General features: G+C 59.6%; 19 protein-coding genes. 5 read left to right on the top strand and 14 right to left on the bottom strand.

All coding sequences use genetic code 11. The features are described 5' to 3' along the window. Positions 1–40 precede the first annotated feature (40 nt). The 9 genes from PG871_RS17720 to ureC form a co-directional block, all read right to left on the bottom strand. Positions 41–1468 (bottom strand): TRAP transporter large permease, encoded by a 1428-nt coding sequence (locus tag PG871_RS17720; RefSeq protein ID WP_270731772.1) that lies wholly within the window; start codon positions 1466–1468, stop codon positions 41–43. Further along, positions 1461–2096 (bottom strand): TRAP transporter small permease subunit, encoded by a 636-nt coding sequence (locus PG871_RS17715; protein ID WP_270731769.1) that lies wholly within the window; start codon positions 2094–2096, stop codon positions 1461–1463. The genes PG871_RS17720 and PG871_RS17715 overlap by 8 nt, the downstream gene beginning before the upstream one ends. A gap of 69 nt (positions 2097–2165) precedes the next feature. Further along, positions 2166–3182 carry a C4-dicarboxylate TRAP transporter substrate-binding protein gene (locus PG871_RS17710; protein WP_270731767.1) on the bottom strand — a complete coding sequence of 339 codons (1017 nt, stop codon included), beginning with the start codon at positions 3180–3182 and terminating at the stop codon, positions 2166–2168. Between the two features lie 113 nt (positions 3183–3295). Beyond that, positions 3296–3925, bottom strand: coding sequence for an urease accessory protein UreG (gene ureG / locus PG871_RS17705; protein WP_270731764.1), 630 nt, complete (start codon positions 3923–3925; stop codon positions 3296–3298). A 1-nt stretch (position 3926) separates the two neighbouring features. Continuing rightward, positions 3927–4337 (bottom strand): DUF3995 domain-containing protein, encoded by a 411-nt coding sequence (locus PG871_RS17700; RefSeq protein ID WP_270731762.1) that lies wholly within the window; start codon positions 4335–4337, stop codon positions 3927–3929. After that, entirely contained in the window at positions 4334–5059 is a 726-nt protein-coding gene (locus PG871_RS17695) for an urease accessory protein UreF (RefSeq protein WP_443020508.1), read from the bottom strand. The genes PG871_RS17700 and PG871_RS17695 overlap by 4 nt, the downstream gene beginning before the upstream one ends. Next, a complete protein-coding gene (ureE, locus tag PG871_RS17690; RefSeq protein WP_270731759.1) occupies positions 4965–5474 on the bottom strand; it encodes an urease accessory protein UreE in 510 nt (169 codons plus the stop codon). The genes PG871_RS17695 and ureE overlap by 95 nt, the downstream gene beginning before the upstream one ends. A gap of 25 nt (positions 5475–5499) precedes the next feature. After that, positions 5500–5727 carry a DUF1127 domain-containing protein gene (locus PG871_RS17685; RefSeq protein ID WP_270731755.1) on the bottom strand — a complete coding sequence of 76 codons (228 nt, stop codon included), beginning with the start codon at positions 5725–5727 and terminating at the stop codon, positions 5500–5502. Between the two features lie 151 nt (positions 5728–5878). Then, complete coding sequence (gene ureC / locus PG871_RS17680; RefSeq protein ID WP_270731752.1) at positions 5879–7618, bottom strand: urease subunit alpha; 1740 nt, start codon at positions 7616–7618, stop codon at positions 5879–5881. Between the two features lie 80 nt (positions 7619–7698). Here ureC and PG871_RS17675 point away from each other — a divergent pair, with 80 nt between their 5' ends. Continuing rightward, complete coding sequence (locus tag PG871_RS17675) at positions 7699–8244, top strand: hypothetical protein (protein ID WP_270731749.1); 546 nt, start codon at positions 7699–7701, stop codon at positions 8242–8244. Between the two features lie 70 nt (positions 8245–8314). Here PG871_RS17675 and PG871_RS17670 read toward each other — a convergent pair whose 3' ends face one another. From PG871_RS17670 to PG871_RS17655, 4 genes are read right to left on the bottom strand one after another with little or no spacing between them, the layout of a single operon-like run. Then, positions 8315–8623 (bottom strand): urease subunit beta, encoded by a 309-nt coding sequence (locus PG871_RS17670; protein ID WP_270731748.1) that lies wholly within the window; start codon positions 8621–8623, stop codon positions 8315–8317. Next, positions 8620–8787 carry a hypothetical protein gene (locus tag PG871_RS17665; RefSeq protein WP_270731747.1) on the bottom strand — a complete coding sequence of 56 codons (168 nt, stop codon included), beginning with the start codon at positions 8785–8787 and terminating at the stop codon, positions 8620–8622. The genes PG871_RS17670 and PG871_RS17665 overlap by 4 nt, the downstream gene beginning before the upstream one ends. A gap of 15 nt (positions 8788–8802) precedes the next feature. Beyond that, positions 8803–9105, bottom strand: coding sequence for an urease subunit gamma (locus tag PG871_RS17660; protein ID WP_054000779.1), 303 nt, complete (start codon positions 9103–9105; stop codon positions 8803–8805). 4 nt (positions 9106–9109) lie between these two features. Then, entirely contained in the window at positions 9110–9982 is an 873-nt protein-coding gene (locus tag PG871_RS17655) for an urease accessory protein UreD (RefSeq protein WP_270731744.1), read from the bottom strand. A 240-nt stretch (positions 9983–10222) separates the two neighbouring features. Here PG871_RS17655 and rpe point away from each other — a divergent pair, with 240 nt between their 5' ends. Continuing rightward, positions 10223–10906: a ribulose-phosphate 3-epimerase gene (rpe, locus tag PG871_RS17650; protein ID WP_270731741.1), complete on the top strand. Its 684-nt coding sequence runs from the start codon at positions 10223–10225 to the stop codon at positions 10904–10906. Between the two features lie 27 nt (positions 10907–10933). Here the strand turns inward: rpe and PG871_RS17645 are convergent, their stop codons facing one another. Beyond that, positions 10934–11458: an SH3 domain-containing protein gene (locus PG871_RS17645; RefSeq protein WP_270731739.1), complete on the bottom strand. Its 525-nt coding sequence runs from the start codon at positions 11456–11458 to the stop codon at positions 10934–10936. Between the two features lie 97 nt (positions 11459–11555). On the opposite strand from PG871_RS17645, the gene PG871_RS17640 reads away from it, so the two are divergent. The 3 genes from PG871_RS17640 to ggt are packed head-to-tail and all read left to right on the top strand — an operon-like array spanning position 11556 to position 14936. Next, positions 11556–12542, top strand: a complete 987-nt coding sequence (locus PG871_RS17640; RefSeq protein ID WP_270731737.1) for a 2-hydroxyacid dehydrogenase — start codon at positions 11556–11558, stop codon at positions 12540–12542. Between the two features lie 4 nt (positions 12543–12546). Beyond that, positions 12547–13113: an RNA 2',3'-cyclic phosphodiesterase gene (gene thpR, locus PG871_RS17635; protein ID WP_270731735.1), complete on the top strand. Its 567-nt coding sequence runs from the start codon at positions 12547–12549 to the stop codon at positions 13111–13113. 41 nt (positions 13114–13154) lie between these two features. Next, a complete protein-coding gene (gene ggt / locus PG871_RS17630; protein ID WP_270731733.1) occupies positions 13155–14936 on the top strand; it encodes a gamma-glutamyltransferase in 1782 nt (593 codons plus the stop codon). Positions 14937–14990: the final 54 nt, after the last annotated feature.

Here is a 14990-nt window from a genome sequence, read left to right as displayed (position 1 = left end):
GGGCGCGGCTCAACTCAGGAGTTCATGACTTTTGTCAAATTCACGCTAGGGATGGCAGCCAGAGCACAATTGACGGGAAGGCCACCAGCAGCGCGATGGTCACAGCGTCCGCAAGGAAAAACGGTGTCACGCCTTTGAACACGTCTTGCACAGTCAGATCATCGCGGACCCCCGCGACCACAAAACAGTTGAGGCCGATGGGCGGGGTGATCAGGCAGAACTCGGCCATTTTCACCACCAGAATGCCGAACCAGATCGCGCACATGGTGCCGCTCATGCCAAATGTGCTTTCGGCCGCTGTCACGGCTTCGCCACCATTGAGGGCCATGACCGCGGGGTACACCACCGGCAGGGTCAAGAGCAGCATGCCGATCGCGTCCATAAACATGCCAAGCACTGCGTAGGCCAGAAGGATGCACACGAGGATCAACCAAGGGGACATGTCCAGCGCGGTGATCCAGTCGGAAAACGCGCCGGGAAGGTCGGCAAAGCCCAAGAAGCGCACATAGATCAGAACGCCCCAGATAATGGTGAAGATCATTACGGTGAGCTTGGCTGTGTCCAGCAGGGCCATTTTTAATTCAGGCCAGCGCATGCCACGGATGAGCGCGAGCAGGAAGACGATGAAGGCGCCGACGGCGCCGCCTTCGGTCGGGGTGCCCCACGCATCGCCAAACGGGTTGTAGACAAAGAAGATGATGATCACGACCACCGCCACGATCGGCAACGCTGGCGGCAGGGATGCAAAGCGTTCGCGCCACGTGAAGCCGGTTACCGGTGGGCCGACGGTTTTGAACACCACGGCGATACCGATGATCATACCGGCATAGATGATTGCTGAGAACGCGCCAGGAATGAAGCCCGCGAGCAAGAGCTTGCCCACGTCTTGTTCCACGATGATGGCATAGATCACGAGGATCGCGCTGGGCGGGATAAGAGATGCAAGAGTACCGCCAGCCGCAACTACGCCAGCCGCGAATTGTTTGTTATAGCCCGCCTTGAGCATCTCGGGGATGGCAATGCGGGCGAAAACTGCGGCGGTGGCCACGGACGCGCCGGACACGGCGGCAAAGCCTGCGGTGGCAAAGACTGTGGAGACTGCCAGACCGCCCGGCACCCAGGCTATCCAGCGTTTGGCTGCCTCAAACAGCGCCGTGGTCAGCTTGGCGTGATAGGCGAGGTAGCCGATCAGGATAAACGTCGGGATCAGGCTGAGCGCTTGGGAAGAGACCTTGGAATGCGGCACAGAGCCGGCGATGGCGATGGATTTGCCAAGCGCGCCGTCCCAGATTTCGCGGCGTTCGTTCCAGTAGAGCAATTTGTCCGGCGCGTAGCCGAACTTGGCCCAGAAAATCCAGACGATGCCAATAAAGCCAGCAAGGGCGGCGGCAAAGGCCACGCGCATGCCGAGAACCACAAGCACCAGCATGCCGCCGGTGACCCAGAGGCCGATGGTGATATTATCCATTGTCGCTGCCTCCGAGCTGTTCGACTTCGGCGCGGGCTTGTTCTTCGATGGATTGAACCAAAGGAACGGCAACCGGATTTGGGATGTTGAGCACGAATGCGCGTCCGTAGCCCCAGACCTGAATCATCAGGCGCAGGCACATGACGCCAAACGCCAGAGGTACAATCAGTTTGGAGGGCCAGATCGGCAGGCCGATGTCGATGGAGCTGTCGCGCGAACACAGTGGGCGGGCGCAGTCAAACGAGCGTTCAAAGTGTGCCCATGCTCCCATCGTCAGCGCGATCATCAAAAGCAGGATGAGCACAACCGACAGAAGCTCAGCACCCCAGAGAGCACGGCCGCGCAGTTGGCCAATCAACATATCCATGCGGATGTGGCTGCCGTCACGTTGCACATAGGCGATGCCCATGACCGCAATCAGCGGCATCAGGACTTCGATGTAGTCCACATAGCCTGAGAGGGGCGAGGCAAAGAATTTGCGGCCACCCACCGAATAGGCGGCAAGGAACATAAGGCTGAAGACGGCAAGGCCGCTGAGCAGCGCGAAAAAGGTTTCCAGCTTGAGAAGGTTGCGATCCAGCCGCGAAAGCAGGCTGTTGTCCTCAAGCACGGCAGATGCACCGGCCATATTATGTCCCCTTGTATGTATGCAAAACGGCCCCGCGCGATGTCGGGGCCGTTTCAGATTTTGGTCGACTTAGTTGCTGGCGCGGTGGTCAGCCAAAGTCTTGACGACGAGGTCATAGAGTTCCTGACCCGGCAGGCCTTGGCCTTCCATGTCAGCAATCCAAGCGTCGCGGATCGGATCAGCAGCCTTGGCGCGGAATTCGGCCAGAACAGCGTCGTCGATCATGACTTTTTCGACGCCTTTTTCAGCCAGAACGCTGTCCCACTTCTCAAGCAGGGTGCCGTAGTTGGCGACATAGTGGTCCAGTGCTTCGTCAACCGAGCTGTCCAGTGCAGCGCGGTGCTCGTCTGACAGCATGTCATATGCGTCGATGTTCACAACAACCGGGCAGTTCACGGTGCCGGGGTTGAGGTTCGCTGTCCACCACTCGGCTTGGTTGATGGTGCCAAATGCAAGGTGGGCGTGCTGGGCAAACGCCACTGTGTCGACCACGCCGCTTTCCATCGCCTGATAGGCTTCGGTTGCGGTCACGGATGTGGGAACACCGCCGACAGCCTCAAACGCTTTGCCCAGACCGCCGGTTGCGCGGACGCGCATGCCGTCAAAGTCTGCCAGCGTGTCGCGCGGCTCGCCAGTACCAACCAAGTTGTACTGTGGCATCGGGGAGGTCATCAGCAGCATTGCGTTCCACTGTTCCATTTCCTCAGCCGCTGCAGGGTGTGCATAGACAGCTTTGGATACGGCAACTTCTTCGGCCAGGTTGGCCACGCCGAGGAACGGTAGTTCCAGCACGGTCACAACGCGGTTTTTGTCGCGGTGGTAGCCGGCGCAGAACTGAGCCATTTCAAACGCGCCAATCGAGATGCCGTCGAGGTTTTCGCGGTTCTTGGACAGGCCGCCGTAAGAGATGTTCAGCGTGAAATCGCCGCCGGTTTTTTCGCTGACGAGTTCAGCCAGTTTTTCAACGTGCTCGGTGAAGGCGCGGCGTTTGCCCCAGACAGAGACATTCCATTCGGTGGCCATAGCTTCGGTTGCAAATGCCAAGGTGAGTGCAGCCGCAGCAGTGCGGCCCAAAAATTTCTTCATGATATCCTCCCATTGAATGGCTTCGGTGCCATTTCAAGCGAGAGGTTACCGCACGGGCATCACCGTGGATAGTCCGTAATAGTCGGTAGGCGATTTAGTTCAGTTGTGCCTTGTTATTGGGCGGTTAGCTCTGGAATGCCGCCGATTTCGCCGATCAAGGGCAGGATCGCGTCGAAGCCTTTGCCTTGGCGCAGGGACGCAAAAACGAATGGCCGGTCGCCGCGCATTTTGGTGGCGTCGCGTTCCATCACGTCGAGTGAGGCGCCGACATAGGGGGCGAGATCGGTCTTGTTGATGACGAGAATATCGGAACGGGTGATCGCAGGCCCGCCTTTGCGCGGGATTTCTTCGCCGGCCGCGGTGTCGATCACATAGATCGTCAGATCGGCGAGCTCGGGGCTGAAGGTGGCGGACAGGTTGTCGCCGCCGCTTTCGATCAAGATCACATCGAGATCGGGAATGGCTTTGTTCAGCTCGTCAATGGCGGCGAGGTTGATTGAGGCGTCTTCGCGGATGGCTGTGTGTGGGCAGCCGCCGGTTTCCACGCCTTTGATCCGCTCCAGCGGCAGAACTTGTTGGCGCATGAGTTCCTCGGCGTCTTCGCGGGTGTAGATGTCGTTGGTCACGACAGCGATCGAGAGCTTGTCACGCAGCGCGCGGCAGAGGTTGGCAGTGAGCGTGGTTTTGCCCGCTCCGACGGGGCCGCCGATGCCAATGCGAAGAGGACCATTTGGAGATGCCATGTCAGGCTCCTTGTAGGCGTAAAATGAGGAAGACCGCACCAATCGCAAGGATCATCGGGCTGTAGAGGCGGCGGTCAAGCGTGACGAAGGGGTCTTCGCAGAAGATTTTGCGCCAGAACGGGGTGTAGGCAATGGCACCGCGCAACAGAAAGACAACAGCGGCGCCGCTCATCAGAAGGTTGTGCAGCGGGAAGGCGGGAATATGCGGCAAGATCGCTGCAAACAGAAGTGCCATCGCTACCACGGCGCAGGGGACGGCCGGTGGCATGCGGGTGATGTCTTTGGCCCCGACTGTGGCGCGGGCGAGGGCGGTCTCGTCCTTGATCGGGGTCCAGTAGCCGATGGCCCAGAGCAAATGCAGGGCCGCGGGTATGAGAAGGGTGATGGTCAAAAGCGTCGCAAGAAAAGTCATGATCGGAAAAGCCTTGAGTACTGCGTTTCATGGTTCATGGACGCAATGTCGGAGGCAAATGTGGTTGAGGCAATGTCGTTGATTGTCTCAGTGAGCGCTTTGTCGGCAATCTGTTGGCACAGCGGGGCGGTTTTCAGCAGGACGGTCTGTGCTTCGGTCTGACCCAAAGGCACAAGGCGCGTGGCTGCCGAGGTCAGGTTGGCCGCAAACGCGTGCAAGAACAGGCGGGCGGTGTCCCTTAGTGGCAGGTCTTGCAAGCGGGCGGCGTGGCCGACGGCCACCGGATAGGTCAGGGCGGCAAGATCAAGGTTATGGATGGCTGCAATGGTGCGGGCAAAGGCGCCGCCTTGTTGATCCGTTTCAAGCAGGCGCTCTGCACTTGGCGCGAGGGCGCGGGCGAGGTCGTCGATTTCCTGAAGGTCGGCTACATCCGCGTTGTAGGCCGCTACAAGCAGGATCGTGTCGTTGCGGCCAGCGCCAAAAGACAGCGTGTCCGTCAACCAGTTCTCGAAGGTGTCGGCGTTTGTCACAACATCGGTGGCAACAAGATCTTCCAAGCCATGACTGTAGGTGAACGCGCCGACCGGAAAGGCGGGCGAGAGCCATTGAGTCAGGGTCAGGATTGGATCAGTGGTCATGATCGTGAGAAGGACCGTGATCGTGTGTGTGATCATGCGCATGAGGGTGGCTGTGGTCGTGGCCGTGGGTGCGACCGTGGCCATATGCGCCACCTTCGGGTGTGAAAGGCTCTATCACGTCGGTGACGGTCGCTCCCAAAAGTGCCAGCATGTCGCGGATCACGTGATCGGGTTGCAGCAACAGGCGATCAGTTTCGATCTGGCACGGGGTGTGGCGGTTGCCGATGTGCCAGGCAATGCGGGTGAGATCAGCGGCGGTGACCTGCATCAACGCTTCGGGTGCGGCGGTCACGGTGATTTCCGCGCCATCCGTCAACACAAGAACCCCGCCATGATCAAGCGAGGTGGTTTTGGGCAGATCAACAAGGATGCGGGTGCCGTCCTCAAGCAACAAGGTTTTGCGGCGGAGGAAGCGGTCTTCGTAAGTCAAAGCCACACGCCCCGATGACGGGGCATGTGCGTGGCCGTGATAGGCGCGGGCGGTGGGGATTGACGTCATGCGACACCCCCAAGGCCCGAGTCGATCAAACGTGCATGTAGTCGCCGAATACGTGGCGTACGATGTCTTCGCGACGCAGGCCGCGTGCTGCCAGCTGCTCGTCGGTCATCGCGTTCAGAGCATCGACGCGTTGGATGCGGCTGTTGCTTTCCATGATCGCCACGAAGAAGCGGCCGATTGCCTGGAATGGTGCAGCGAAGATTTTGCCCAGAGAAATCGGGGCGGTAGTGTGAGTTGTATCTGTCAGTGCCATTTCGAACCTCGTTTGTAAAAACTTTGGTCCTCCCTTGGGTGTAAATATGCGTCAGGTTCGTTGCCATGTGTAGGGTTGCTTTTGTCATAGCTGTCTTGCGTCCGCTGCAATGCAGCATTCTCAAAGGGTTAACGAGGTTCATTTCAGCGCCTCAGAACATGAAATAGCGCTGCGCCATAGGCAACACTTCGGCGGGCTGACATGTCAACAATTCGCCATTGGCGCGCACTTCATAGGTTTCCGGGTGTACTTCGATGTCAGGGGTGGCGTCGTTCAATTTGAGGTGTGACTTGCCGATATTGCGGGTGTTTTCCACAGCCAGCGTTTGTTTTGCCAAACCAAGTGACGCGCCGATGCCCTCGGCCTGTGCGGCTTCCGACACAAACACTACGGCAGCGTTTTCCACCGCGCGCCCATAGGCGCCAAACATCGGACGGGAGTAGACCGGCTGCGGCGTCGGAATCGATGCGTTCGGGTCGCCCATTTGCGCACAGACAATCGAGCCGCCGATCAGCACCATTTCGGGTTTTACCCCAAAGAAAGCCGGATCCCATAGCACGAGGTCGGCGCGTTTGCCTTCCTCGATCGAGCCGATGTGTTGGCTGATGCCGTGGGCAATGGCCGGATTGATGGTGTATTTCGCAATATAGCGGCGCACACGGAAATTGTCGTTCTCGCCGGTTTCTTCGGCCAGACGCCCGCGTTGTTTTTTCATCTTGTCGGCGGTTTGCCATGTGCGGATCAGGACTTCACCGACGCGACCCATGGCTTGGCTGTCGGACGCGATGATCGAAAACGCGCCCATGTCGTGCAGGATGTCTTCGGCCGCAATCGTCTCGCGGCGGATGCGGCTTTCTGCGAAAGCCACGTCTTCGGGGATGGATTTGTCGAGGTGGTGGCAGACCATCAGCATGTCGAGGTGTTCGTCCACCGTGTTGACCGTGAAGGGCCGTGTCGGGTTGGTGGAGGACGGCAGCACGTGCTCTTCGCCGCATATTTTGATGATGTCCGGGGCGTGTCCGCCGCCTGCGCCTTCGGTGTGGAAAGCGTGGATGGTGCGGCCTTTCATGGCCGCAACAGTGTTTTCGACAAACCCGCTTTCATTGAGCGTGTCGGTGTGGATCATTACCTGTACGTCCATCGCGTCGGCGACCGTCAGGCAGCAATCAATCGCGGCGGGCGTGGTGCCCCAATCCTCGTGCAGTTTCAGCGCGCAGGCGCCGCCTTTTACCTGTTCCTCAAGGGCTGCTGGCAAGGACGCGTTGCCTTTGCCTGCGAAGGCGAGGTTCATTGGAAATGCGTCCGCTGATTGCAACATGCGGCCAATGTGCCAAGGCCCCGGTGTGCAGGTCGTGGCGAGCGTGCCGTGCGCAGGGCCGGTGCCACCGCCGAGCATGGTGGTCAGGCCGGAGTGCAGCGCATCCTCGATCTGTTGCGGGCAGATAAAGTGGATGTGGCTGTCAAAACCGCCAGCTGTCAGGATTTTGCCTTCGCCTGCGATGGCTTCGGTGCCGGGGCCAACGATGATGTCGACGCCGGGCTGTGTGTCCGGGTTGCCAGCCTTACCGATTTTGGCGATGCGCCCGTCGCGCAGGCCAACGTCCGCTTTATAAATGCCGGAGTGGTCCACAATCAGCGCGTTGGTGATGACTGTGTCCACGGCACCTTCGGCGCGGGTGGTTTGAGCCTGTCCCATGCCATCGCGAATAACTTTGCCACCGCCGAATTTCACCTCTTCGCCATAGGCCAGCGCGTTTCCGGCGCTGGCGCGTTCGGCGGTCAAGTCGCGTTCGACCTCGATGATGAGATCCGTGTCTGCAAGCCGAAGCTTGTCGCCCACAGTGGGGCCGAACATGGCGGCATAGTCGGAGCGTGAGATTTTTGCGGGCATCAGGTGCGTCTCGTTGTTTGGAAGGGTTGGCGCAGGCGCGCCGCCCTTATGTTTTCTTCTTAGGTTTTGCGGACGTTGGCATGGCCGGCGGTGACGAAGGCTGGCGTGCGCGCTTACGTGGCGCCGGTGTGGCTGTGTCGGGCTTGGCGGGCGTACTTTGCGCCTTTGCTGCCTTTGTTTTCTTGGCGTCCATTGTTGGCATGGAGGCTTTTGGCTCTGGTTTCGGCACCTCAGTGACGACACCCTTGGCCACTTTCCGACGTGGTTTTGCCGTGGCGGCTGATTTTAAGGTAGCCACAGGTTTTTCTTTGGTAACGGGTTTTGCGACCTTGGCGGTTTTTTCGGGCGCCGCAGGTTTGGCGGTGCGGGCAGCGGCCTTGAAGACGGGCTTTTGCGGCGCCTCTGCGACAGCGGTCGGTTTCGCGACGGGTTTGGGCGCGGGCTTGGCTGCCACGATGGTCTTTTTTACGGCTGGCGGCCGTTTGGCCGCGGCCTTGCGCACGGGCGCTGGTTTCGCAGCTGGTTTAGGCGTGACGCGGGGCGCGGCAAACGGAGAGATCATAGCGCGGGTCACGGCGTGGGATGCGCGCATTTGGCGTTCCATAATGCGCGACATCAAAATGTAGCCGCTGAGCGAAGCAGTAATCGGGGCTTTCACAAAAGTCGTCATTGAAGTCTCCTTTGTTGAACATCAGGTCAGGAAAGAGGTCCCATGACCTTTTGGTTGAACCCGAAGATACGGCGCGCGCCACTGATGGGGATCAGTGGCACTTCGCGGCGCTGGCCCGGTTCAAACCGCACGGCGGTGCCCGCCGCGATATCAAGGCGCTGGCCATGCGCGGCGGCACGGTCAAAATCCAACGCCGGATTGGTTTCGGCAAAATGATAGTGGCTTCCCACCTGAATTGGCCGGTCGCCGGTGTTGGCGACCATCAACGTGGTCACTTCTGCCCCGTCGTTCAGTGTCAGGTCGCCTTCGGCTGGGAGCAGCTCTCCGGGGATCATTTGCCGGTGCCCATCCAGAGTGCGAAGCCGCCAACCAAAAGCCCGCCGACCATCAGGCCAAGCCAAACTGGGTTTTCAGCGTGGGGGTGCAGGTGCAGCCCTTCGTGGGCGACAGCAGGCGATGCGGCGGTCAGGGCGAAAGTGGCGATGGCAAAACGTTGCATAGGGGTCTCCTGCGTTCAGCGAATGGGGTTGTGGACGGTCACAAGTTTGGTGCCGTCGGGAAATGTGGCTTCGACCTGCACTTCGTGGATCATCTCGGGGATGCCCTCCATGCATTGGTCGCGGGTGATGATCTGGGCTCCCGCCTGCATCATGTCAGCCACCGAGCGGCCATCGCGCGCGCCTTCGACCACGGCGTCCGTGATCAGCGCAATCGCTTCGGGGTGGTTGAGCTTGACGCCCCGTGCAAGGCGCTTGCGGGCCACTTCGGCGGCCATGGCAATCAGCAGTTTGTCTTTTTCTCTTGGCGTGAGTTGCATGTGTTCAGAGCATCCAGGTTCGAGGTAGGTCGCCGCCGCGCAAAAGGCGCAGGGCAGGTATCAGGGTTTGACGCAAAGCGTGGCCGTCGTCGGCCAGCAGGCGCGCAAAAATCAGGCCGTCGCGGATTAGGCTGACACCACAGTTGGACGGCAGCAGATCGCGCAACGGGGCAAGGAAGCGCTCGGCATCCGGTGTCGCATACAGCAGCGCCGCCATGGCGCGCGCACCGCCTGCGATGGTCGGGCGATCCAAATGGGTTTGCACGTCGCCCGATAGCGCGACGCGGTCGGCAAACAGCAAGCGCCCGTCACGCCGAAGCGTGATCCGGTCTGACAGAGTGGCGTTGTGAATGGTTTCACCCATTGCGGTGCGGCCAAAGACCATCGGTTCCACCATCAGAAAGTCGGCGCCTGATGCGAGCGAGATGTCAAGAGACCGGTCAAGATGCGCGCCCTCAAAAACGATGGTTTCCTGAGGCAACCAATTGAGTTTGGCGCCAGTTTCGACGGTGAGGCACGTTTGCACCCGCGCGGGTTTGCGATCGATGCTGCGATAAGCGCGCTCTGCCGCCTGTGTGGTCACGGTCACTTGGCTTTTGATGCCTGCGACGATTTCAGTGTCAAACTGGTCGCCGCCCGTCAGCCCACCGGATGTGTTCAGCAAGACGGCCTCAAGGCTGCTGCGGCCGCGCGGGAATAGCACGCGGGAAGAGCCGGACAAGCGGAAATCGTCAAGCACGGTTTGCCCGTCGCGACACTTGCTGCGCACCAAAGCGGTGCCCACGGCGCGCGGCTGGGTCTCTATCGGTATGGTGGCAAGTGCCGGAATGGTGCTCTCCAGTCGGTTTGACGGGATCGTGGAGGTGCAATTGCCCAATGAACAGGCAACCACCGGCGTTCCGTGCCTGAAACGGGGGAGGAGGTGGAGTGACTTGGTTAAAATTTTGGCAATAGATGATGTTGTGGTGAAAAATTAGGCTGTTTGAGATTTTGCCAATCTTGCCAAAGGCCGTTGCACTTTGACGTGGCACGCCGCATTTTCCCACCACTGTCGAATCGTGTCGCTTTTGCGGTTTGCTGGGTCTTTAAATTCTTGCCTCACCGAGGGGAAACATCCATGTCCTTTGACCGTTCCATCAAAATTGCCCCGTCGATCCTATCGGCGGATTTTGCCAACTTTGGCGAGGAAATCCGTGCGATCGAAGATCAGGGCGCGGATTGGGTGCATGTAGATGTGATGGACGGGCATTTTGTGCCGAACCTCACGTTTGGCCCACCGGCTGTGAAAGCGTTCCGCCCGCACGTGAAAACCTTCATGGATGTGCACCTGATGATTTCGCCTGTGGATCCCTACATTGAAGCCTATGCAGAGGCAGGCGCGGACATGATCACCGCGCATGTCGAGGCCGGTCCGCACATTCACCGCACATTGCAGGCGATCAAAGCGCAGGGCGTGAAAGCGGGTGTTGCGCTGAACCCCGGCACGCCGGTTGAAGCCATTTCTGACGTGCTTGATCTGGCTGACATGGTGTTGGTGATGACTGTGAACCCTGGCTTTGGCGGGCAAAAATTCATCCACTCCGGCGTTGAGAAAACCCGCCGAGTGCGTGAGATGATCGGGGATCGTGAAATTCATATCCAGATTGACGGCGGTGTGACGCCCCAGACCGCACCTTTGGTGGCCGAAGCGGGCGCGGATGTGCTGGTGGCGGGGTCCGCTGTGTTCAAGGGGGGATCGGTGCAAGCTGCCGAGGTTTACGGCGCAAACATGCAAGCGATCCGCGACAGCATTTCCAGCTGATGAAATCCGCCTGTCGAAAGGCCGCGCTTAGTCGCGGATTTCGTCAGGCATAACACCCCAAAGATGATCCTTGGGTGTCCAACCTTTGTAGCCGCCTGCGTTGAGCTTGCACCAGTCGATGGTGCATTCTTCCAGTCGGGCGATCACACCCAGCTCCAAGTTGACCGTGACGGGTGTGTTTTCCGCCGGGCGCGCCATCAGCGGCAGCAAATCAGTTTGCACGATGACAGTGCGCACGCCTGACAGGAGCGAATAGTGCACCCAGCCGCCCGCGCCTTCGATGTCGCGTACTCGGCGCCAATGTTCATATTCAGCGGTGATCTGTAGCGGCATGTTGCGGCGGGTAAACACCCAGTCGATGCGGTGCGTGCTGGAGGGACCGCGGCGCACGTTGGCTTTGGGCGCCTTGAGCGACACATAGCGCGGCAAGGGCAGGTTTGTGACCGGCCCACGTTTTTCTTCTGCCGCCACGGCAGTTGAAAGCGCTGCAATCAGCGCCGCGCTTAGAATTATGCGCAATTTTCGACCTAACAAGACCATCTTGCCTGACATTTTCTGCTCTGGACCTCGCGGGGGTTCTTGTGCCCCGTCGATGTGTGGGGCACTGTGACAGCAACGCGCTGATTTGGAAAGACCGGGAGGCCAATCTATGCCCAAGCAACGTCTGAGTGTTGTCGTGACGCGACGCTTGCCGGAAGCGGTTGAAACGCGGCTGAGTGAGCTCTTTGACGTGCAATTGCGCGATGACGATACACCGATGAGCCGCGAAGAGTTGGCCGAGGCCATGCGCCAGACGGATGTGTTGGTTCCGACACTGAGCGACAAGATCGACGCAAATCTGATCGCGCAGGCCGGAGAGCGGCTCAAGCTGATTGCCAACTATGGCGCCGGGGTGGATCACATCGATGTGGCTTCGGCTCGGCAACGTGGGGTTCTTGTGTCCAACACGCCGGGGGTCTCGGCGGATGACACGGCGGACATGGCGCTGGCGTTGATCCTTGGGGTCACGCGGCGGATTGGTGAGGGCCTGTTGCGGATGCAGACCGGCGAATGGGATGGCTGGGCGCCAACGGCATTGCTGGGCGGCCGTGTCAGCGGCATGCGGTTGGGTATCCTTGGTATGGGGCGTATTGGCACCGCCGTTGCGCGGCGCGCTCAGGCGTGTGGGATGCAAATTCATTACCACAACCGGCGGCGCTTACGTCCTGAAATTGAAGAACAATTTGAGGCCACCTACTGGGAAAGCCTTGACCAGATGCTGGCGCGGATGGATGTGATTTCGGTCAATTGTCCGCACACGCCGTCGACCTTCCACCTGCTGAATGCGCGGCGGTTGAAGTTGATGAAACCCGGCTCGGTGATCATCAACACCTCCCGCGGTGAAGTGATTGACGAAAATGCCATGGTGCGCCTGCTCAAATCCGGTGAGATCGCGGGTGCGGGACTGGATGTCTATGAACATGGTGCGGAAATTCATCCCGACTTACGCGGGCTGCCCAACGTGGTTTTGATGCCGCATATGGGGTCTGCCACGATAGAGGGGCGGATCGAGATGGGTGAGAAAGTTCTCATCAATATCAAGACCTTCGATGATGGGCATCGCCCGCCGGACCTGGTTGTGCCGGCCATGCTCTGAGCCTTTGAGGGCCTTTGTAGCCATTGATCTGAGCGGGCCGGAAGCAGATGCGTTTCTGGATTTGCAGGAGCGGATGGCAGTAGGGCGCGCGGTGCCGGTTTCCAATTTGCATTTGACGCTGGCTTTCCTTGACGAGCAGCCCGAGGACCTTCTTCACGCGCTGCATGAAGAACTTGAGGACCTGCGACACCCTGTGTTTGAATTGAGGTTTAAAGGCGTGGACCTATTTGGCGGGGTGCGCACCCGCGCCTTAGCGGTATTGGCTGAGCCGGACCCGGTTTTGCGAGACCTGCAAGCGGCCGTAAAGCGCTGTCTGCATCGCGTCGGTATCGCGTCTGCATCGCGTCGGTGGCGTCCGCATGTCACGCTGAGCCGACTCAAAGACGGCGGACAGTCCCCCGAGCGGCTTCAGGCCGCCATTTCGCGCGGGGCCACAGCGCAGATCGGGCCGCTGGACATCACGCAGTTTTCGCTGTTCCGCTCGACACTCACCCCGTCGGGTGCGGTGCATGAAGTGCTGTGTGACTACCCGCTTTTGTCGTTTGAGAATGAAGGTTTTGAAGACGGCTGATCCTGATCTAAGCTGGTCAGGTAGTCTTCAGGAGCTTTGTCATGTTTTCACGAATTTCAGCAATTGCTGCGGCGCTGGCGATGGGTGCGGTGGCGACCACCGGCGCGTGGGCCCAAGAGGCAGCCGACGGTGTTGCGCCGGAAGTGTCGACCCAATTGGGGGCCAATGTGCCGCCAATGCTCAGAGGCTCGGCGGAGCGCAAGCTAAAGGGCCAGCCGAAGAGTGCCGACAAGTGGATGATTTCCGCGGCGCATCCGCTGGCCGTTCGGGCAGGATCCAAGGTCTTGGAGAAAGGTGGCAGCGCGGCGGACGCGATGGTGGCCGCACAGGCTGTTTTGGGTTTGGTGGAACCGCAAAGCTCGGGCCTTGGCGGCGGGGCGTTTCTGGTCTGGTATGACGCGGCCACGGGCGAAGTGACCACGCTGGACGGACGCGAAACCGCGCCGTTGGCGGCCACGCCGCGCCTGTTTCAGGACGACAATGGCGAGCGGCTGAAATTTTTTGAGGCCGTGGTTGGCGGGCGCAGTGTTGGTGTTCCGGGCACGCCGATGTTGATGCAGGAAGCGCACCGCAAATGGGGGCGCAGCGCGTGGCCAAGCCTGTTTACACCAGCCATTCGTCATGCCGAGAAGGGCTTTCCGGTGTCGCGTCGGATGGCGGCCTCGGTGGCGCGGGATGCGGAGCGGCTGGCGTCACATCCGGTGACGGCGGCCTATTTCCTCCCAAGTGGCACGCCATTGGCGCAGGGCGAAACATTGTTCAATCTGGACTATGCCGAGAGCTTGCGCATTTTGGCAAATGAAGGCGCGGCGCCTTTTTATACCGGCGAGATTGCCGCCGACATTGTGGACGCGGTGCAGGAGGCCAACAATCCGGGCGTGCTGAGCGCGGTGGATCTTGCGCTCTATCGGGTCAAGGAACGTCCGGCGGTCTGTGCGACCTATCGCAGGCATGACGTGTGCGGCATGGGGCCACCCTCGTCTGGCGGCCTGACCGTTGGGCAAATTCTGGGCACGCTGGACAGTTTCAATCTGGCAAAGATGGGGCCGGACAGCGCCAAGGCGTGGCGGTTGATCGGGGATGCGTCGCGTTTGGCGTTTGCGGATCGCGGCCGCTACATTGCTGATAGCGACTATGTACCGGTTCCGGTGAATGGTTTGTTGGCGGAAGAGTATCTCAGAAGCCGGGCCGAGCTGCTGAAACAGCCGAAAGCTTTGGAGAAGGTCGAGGCGGGGATGCCAGAGTTTGATCACGCCTTGAACTTTGCCGATGGTCCAACGTTTGAGCAGCCGTCGACCTCGCACATCTCTATTGTGGACAGCTATGGCAACGCGTTGTCGATGACGACCACCATCGAGAACGGGTTTGGCAGCCGCGTGATGGCGCGTGGGTTCCTGCTCAATAACGAACTCACGGATTTCTCGTTCCGGTCCCACATGAATGGTGTGCCGATTGCCAACCGCGTTGAGCCGGGCAAGCGGCCACGATCGTCAATGGCGCCGACAATTGTCTTAAAAAACAACAAGCCGGTGCTGGTAGTCGGAAGCCCCGGTGGTAGTCGGATCATCGGCTATGTCGCCAAGACAATTATCGCCCATCTGGATTGGGGCATGGATGTGCAGGCCGCGATTGACTTGCCCAATCGGGTAAATCGGTTTGGCACATATGACCTTGAAGATGAGGCGATGAAAGCCGCGCTGGAAGAGGCCGGTTATGAGGTCAAAGTGCGTGGGTTGAACAGCGGTGTGCATGCGATTTCGATTGGCGAAACTTTGCAAGGCGGCGCTGATAATCGCCGCGAAGGTCTTGCCTTTGGAGAGTAGCCCGCTTGACCCTGCGTGAGTGGAGGCTTACCCCTTTCGATGAGATATCGAAAG

This window comes from Shimia sp. Alg240-R146 (assembly GCF_947331465.1).
Taxonomy (GTDB): domain Bacteria; phylum Pseudomonadota; class Alphaproteobacteria; order Rhodobacterales; family Rhodobacteraceae; genus Shimia.
This window is presented reverse-complemented; position numbering and strand designations above follow the sequence as displayed.

What these genes read in the sequence shown, in the direction of transcription:
- PG871_RS17645 (WP_270731739.1), bottom strand. Translation starts at nt 11,458, where the DNA reads ATGTCAGGCAAGATGGTCTTGTTAGGTCGAAAATTGCGCATAATTCTA.
- PG871_RS17700 (WP_270731762.1), bottom strand. Translation starts at nt 4,337, where the DNA reads ATGACTTTTCTTGCGACGCTTTTGACCATCACCCTTCTCATACCCGCG.
- ureC (WP_270731752.1), bottom strand. Translation starts at nt 7,618, where the DNA reads ATGCCCGCAAAAATCTCACGCTCCGACTATGCCGCCATGTTCGGCCCC.
- PG871_RS17660 (WP_054000779.1), bottom strand. Translation starts at nt 9,105, where the DNA reads ATGCAACTCACGCCAAGAGAAAAAGACAAACTGCTGATTGCCATGGCC.
- PG871_RS17640 (WP_270731737.1), top strand. Translation starts at nt 11,556, where the DNA reads ATGCCCAAGCAACGTCTGAGTGTTGTCGTGACGCGACGCTTGCCGGAA.
- PG871_RS17675 (WP_270731749.1), top strand. Translation starts at nt 7,699, where the DNA reads ATGGCCGGCGGTGACGAAGGCTGGCGTGCGCGCTTACGTGGCGCCGGT.
- PG871_RS17685 (WP_270731755.1), bottom strand. Translation starts at nt 5,727, where the DNA reads ATGGCACTGACAGATACAACTCACACTACCGCCCCGATTTCTCTGGGC.
- PG871_RS17695 (WP_443020508.1), bottom strand. Translation starts at nt 5,059, where the DNA reads ATGGCCACGGTCGCACCCACGGCCACGACCACAGCCACCCTCATGCGC.
- ureG (WP_270731764.1), bottom strand. Translation starts at nt 3,925, where the DNA reads ATGGCATCTCCAAATGGTCCTCTTCGCATTGGCATCGGCGGCCCCGTC.
- PG871_RS17665 (WP_270731747.1), bottom strand. Translation starts at nt 8,787, where the DNA reads ATGCAACGTTTTGCCATCGCCACTTTCGCCCTGACCGCCGCATCGCCT.
- PG871_RS17670 (WP_270731748.1), bottom strand. Translation starts at nt 8,623, where the DNA reads ATGATCCCCGGAGAGCTGCTCCCAGCCGAAGGCGACCTGACACTGAAC.
- ggt (WP_270731733.1), top strand. Translation starts at nt 13,155, where the DNA reads ATGTTTTCACGAATTTCAGCAATTGCTGCGGCGCTGGCGATGGGTGCG.
- PG871_RS17710 (WP_270731767.1), bottom strand. Translation starts at nt 3,182, where the DNA reads ATGAAGAAATTTTTGGGCCGCACTGCTGCGGCTGCACTCACCTTGGCA.
- ureE (WP_270731759.1), bottom strand. Translation starts at nt 5,474, where the DNA reads ATGACGTCAATCCCCACCGCCCGCGCCTATCACGGCCACGCACATGCC.
- PG871_RS17720 (WP_270731772.1), bottom strand. Translation starts at nt 1,468, where the DNA reads ATGGATAATATCACCATCGGCCTCTGGGTCACCGGCGGCATGCTGGTG.
- rpe (WP_270731741.1), top strand. Translation starts at nt 10,223, where the DNA reads ATGTCCTTTGACCGTTCCATCAAAATTGCCCCGTCGATCCTATCGGCG.
- PG871_RS17715 (WP_270731769.1), bottom strand. Translation starts at nt 2,096, where the DNA reads ATGGCCGGTGCATCTGCCGTGCTTGAGGACAACAGCCTGCTTTCGCGG.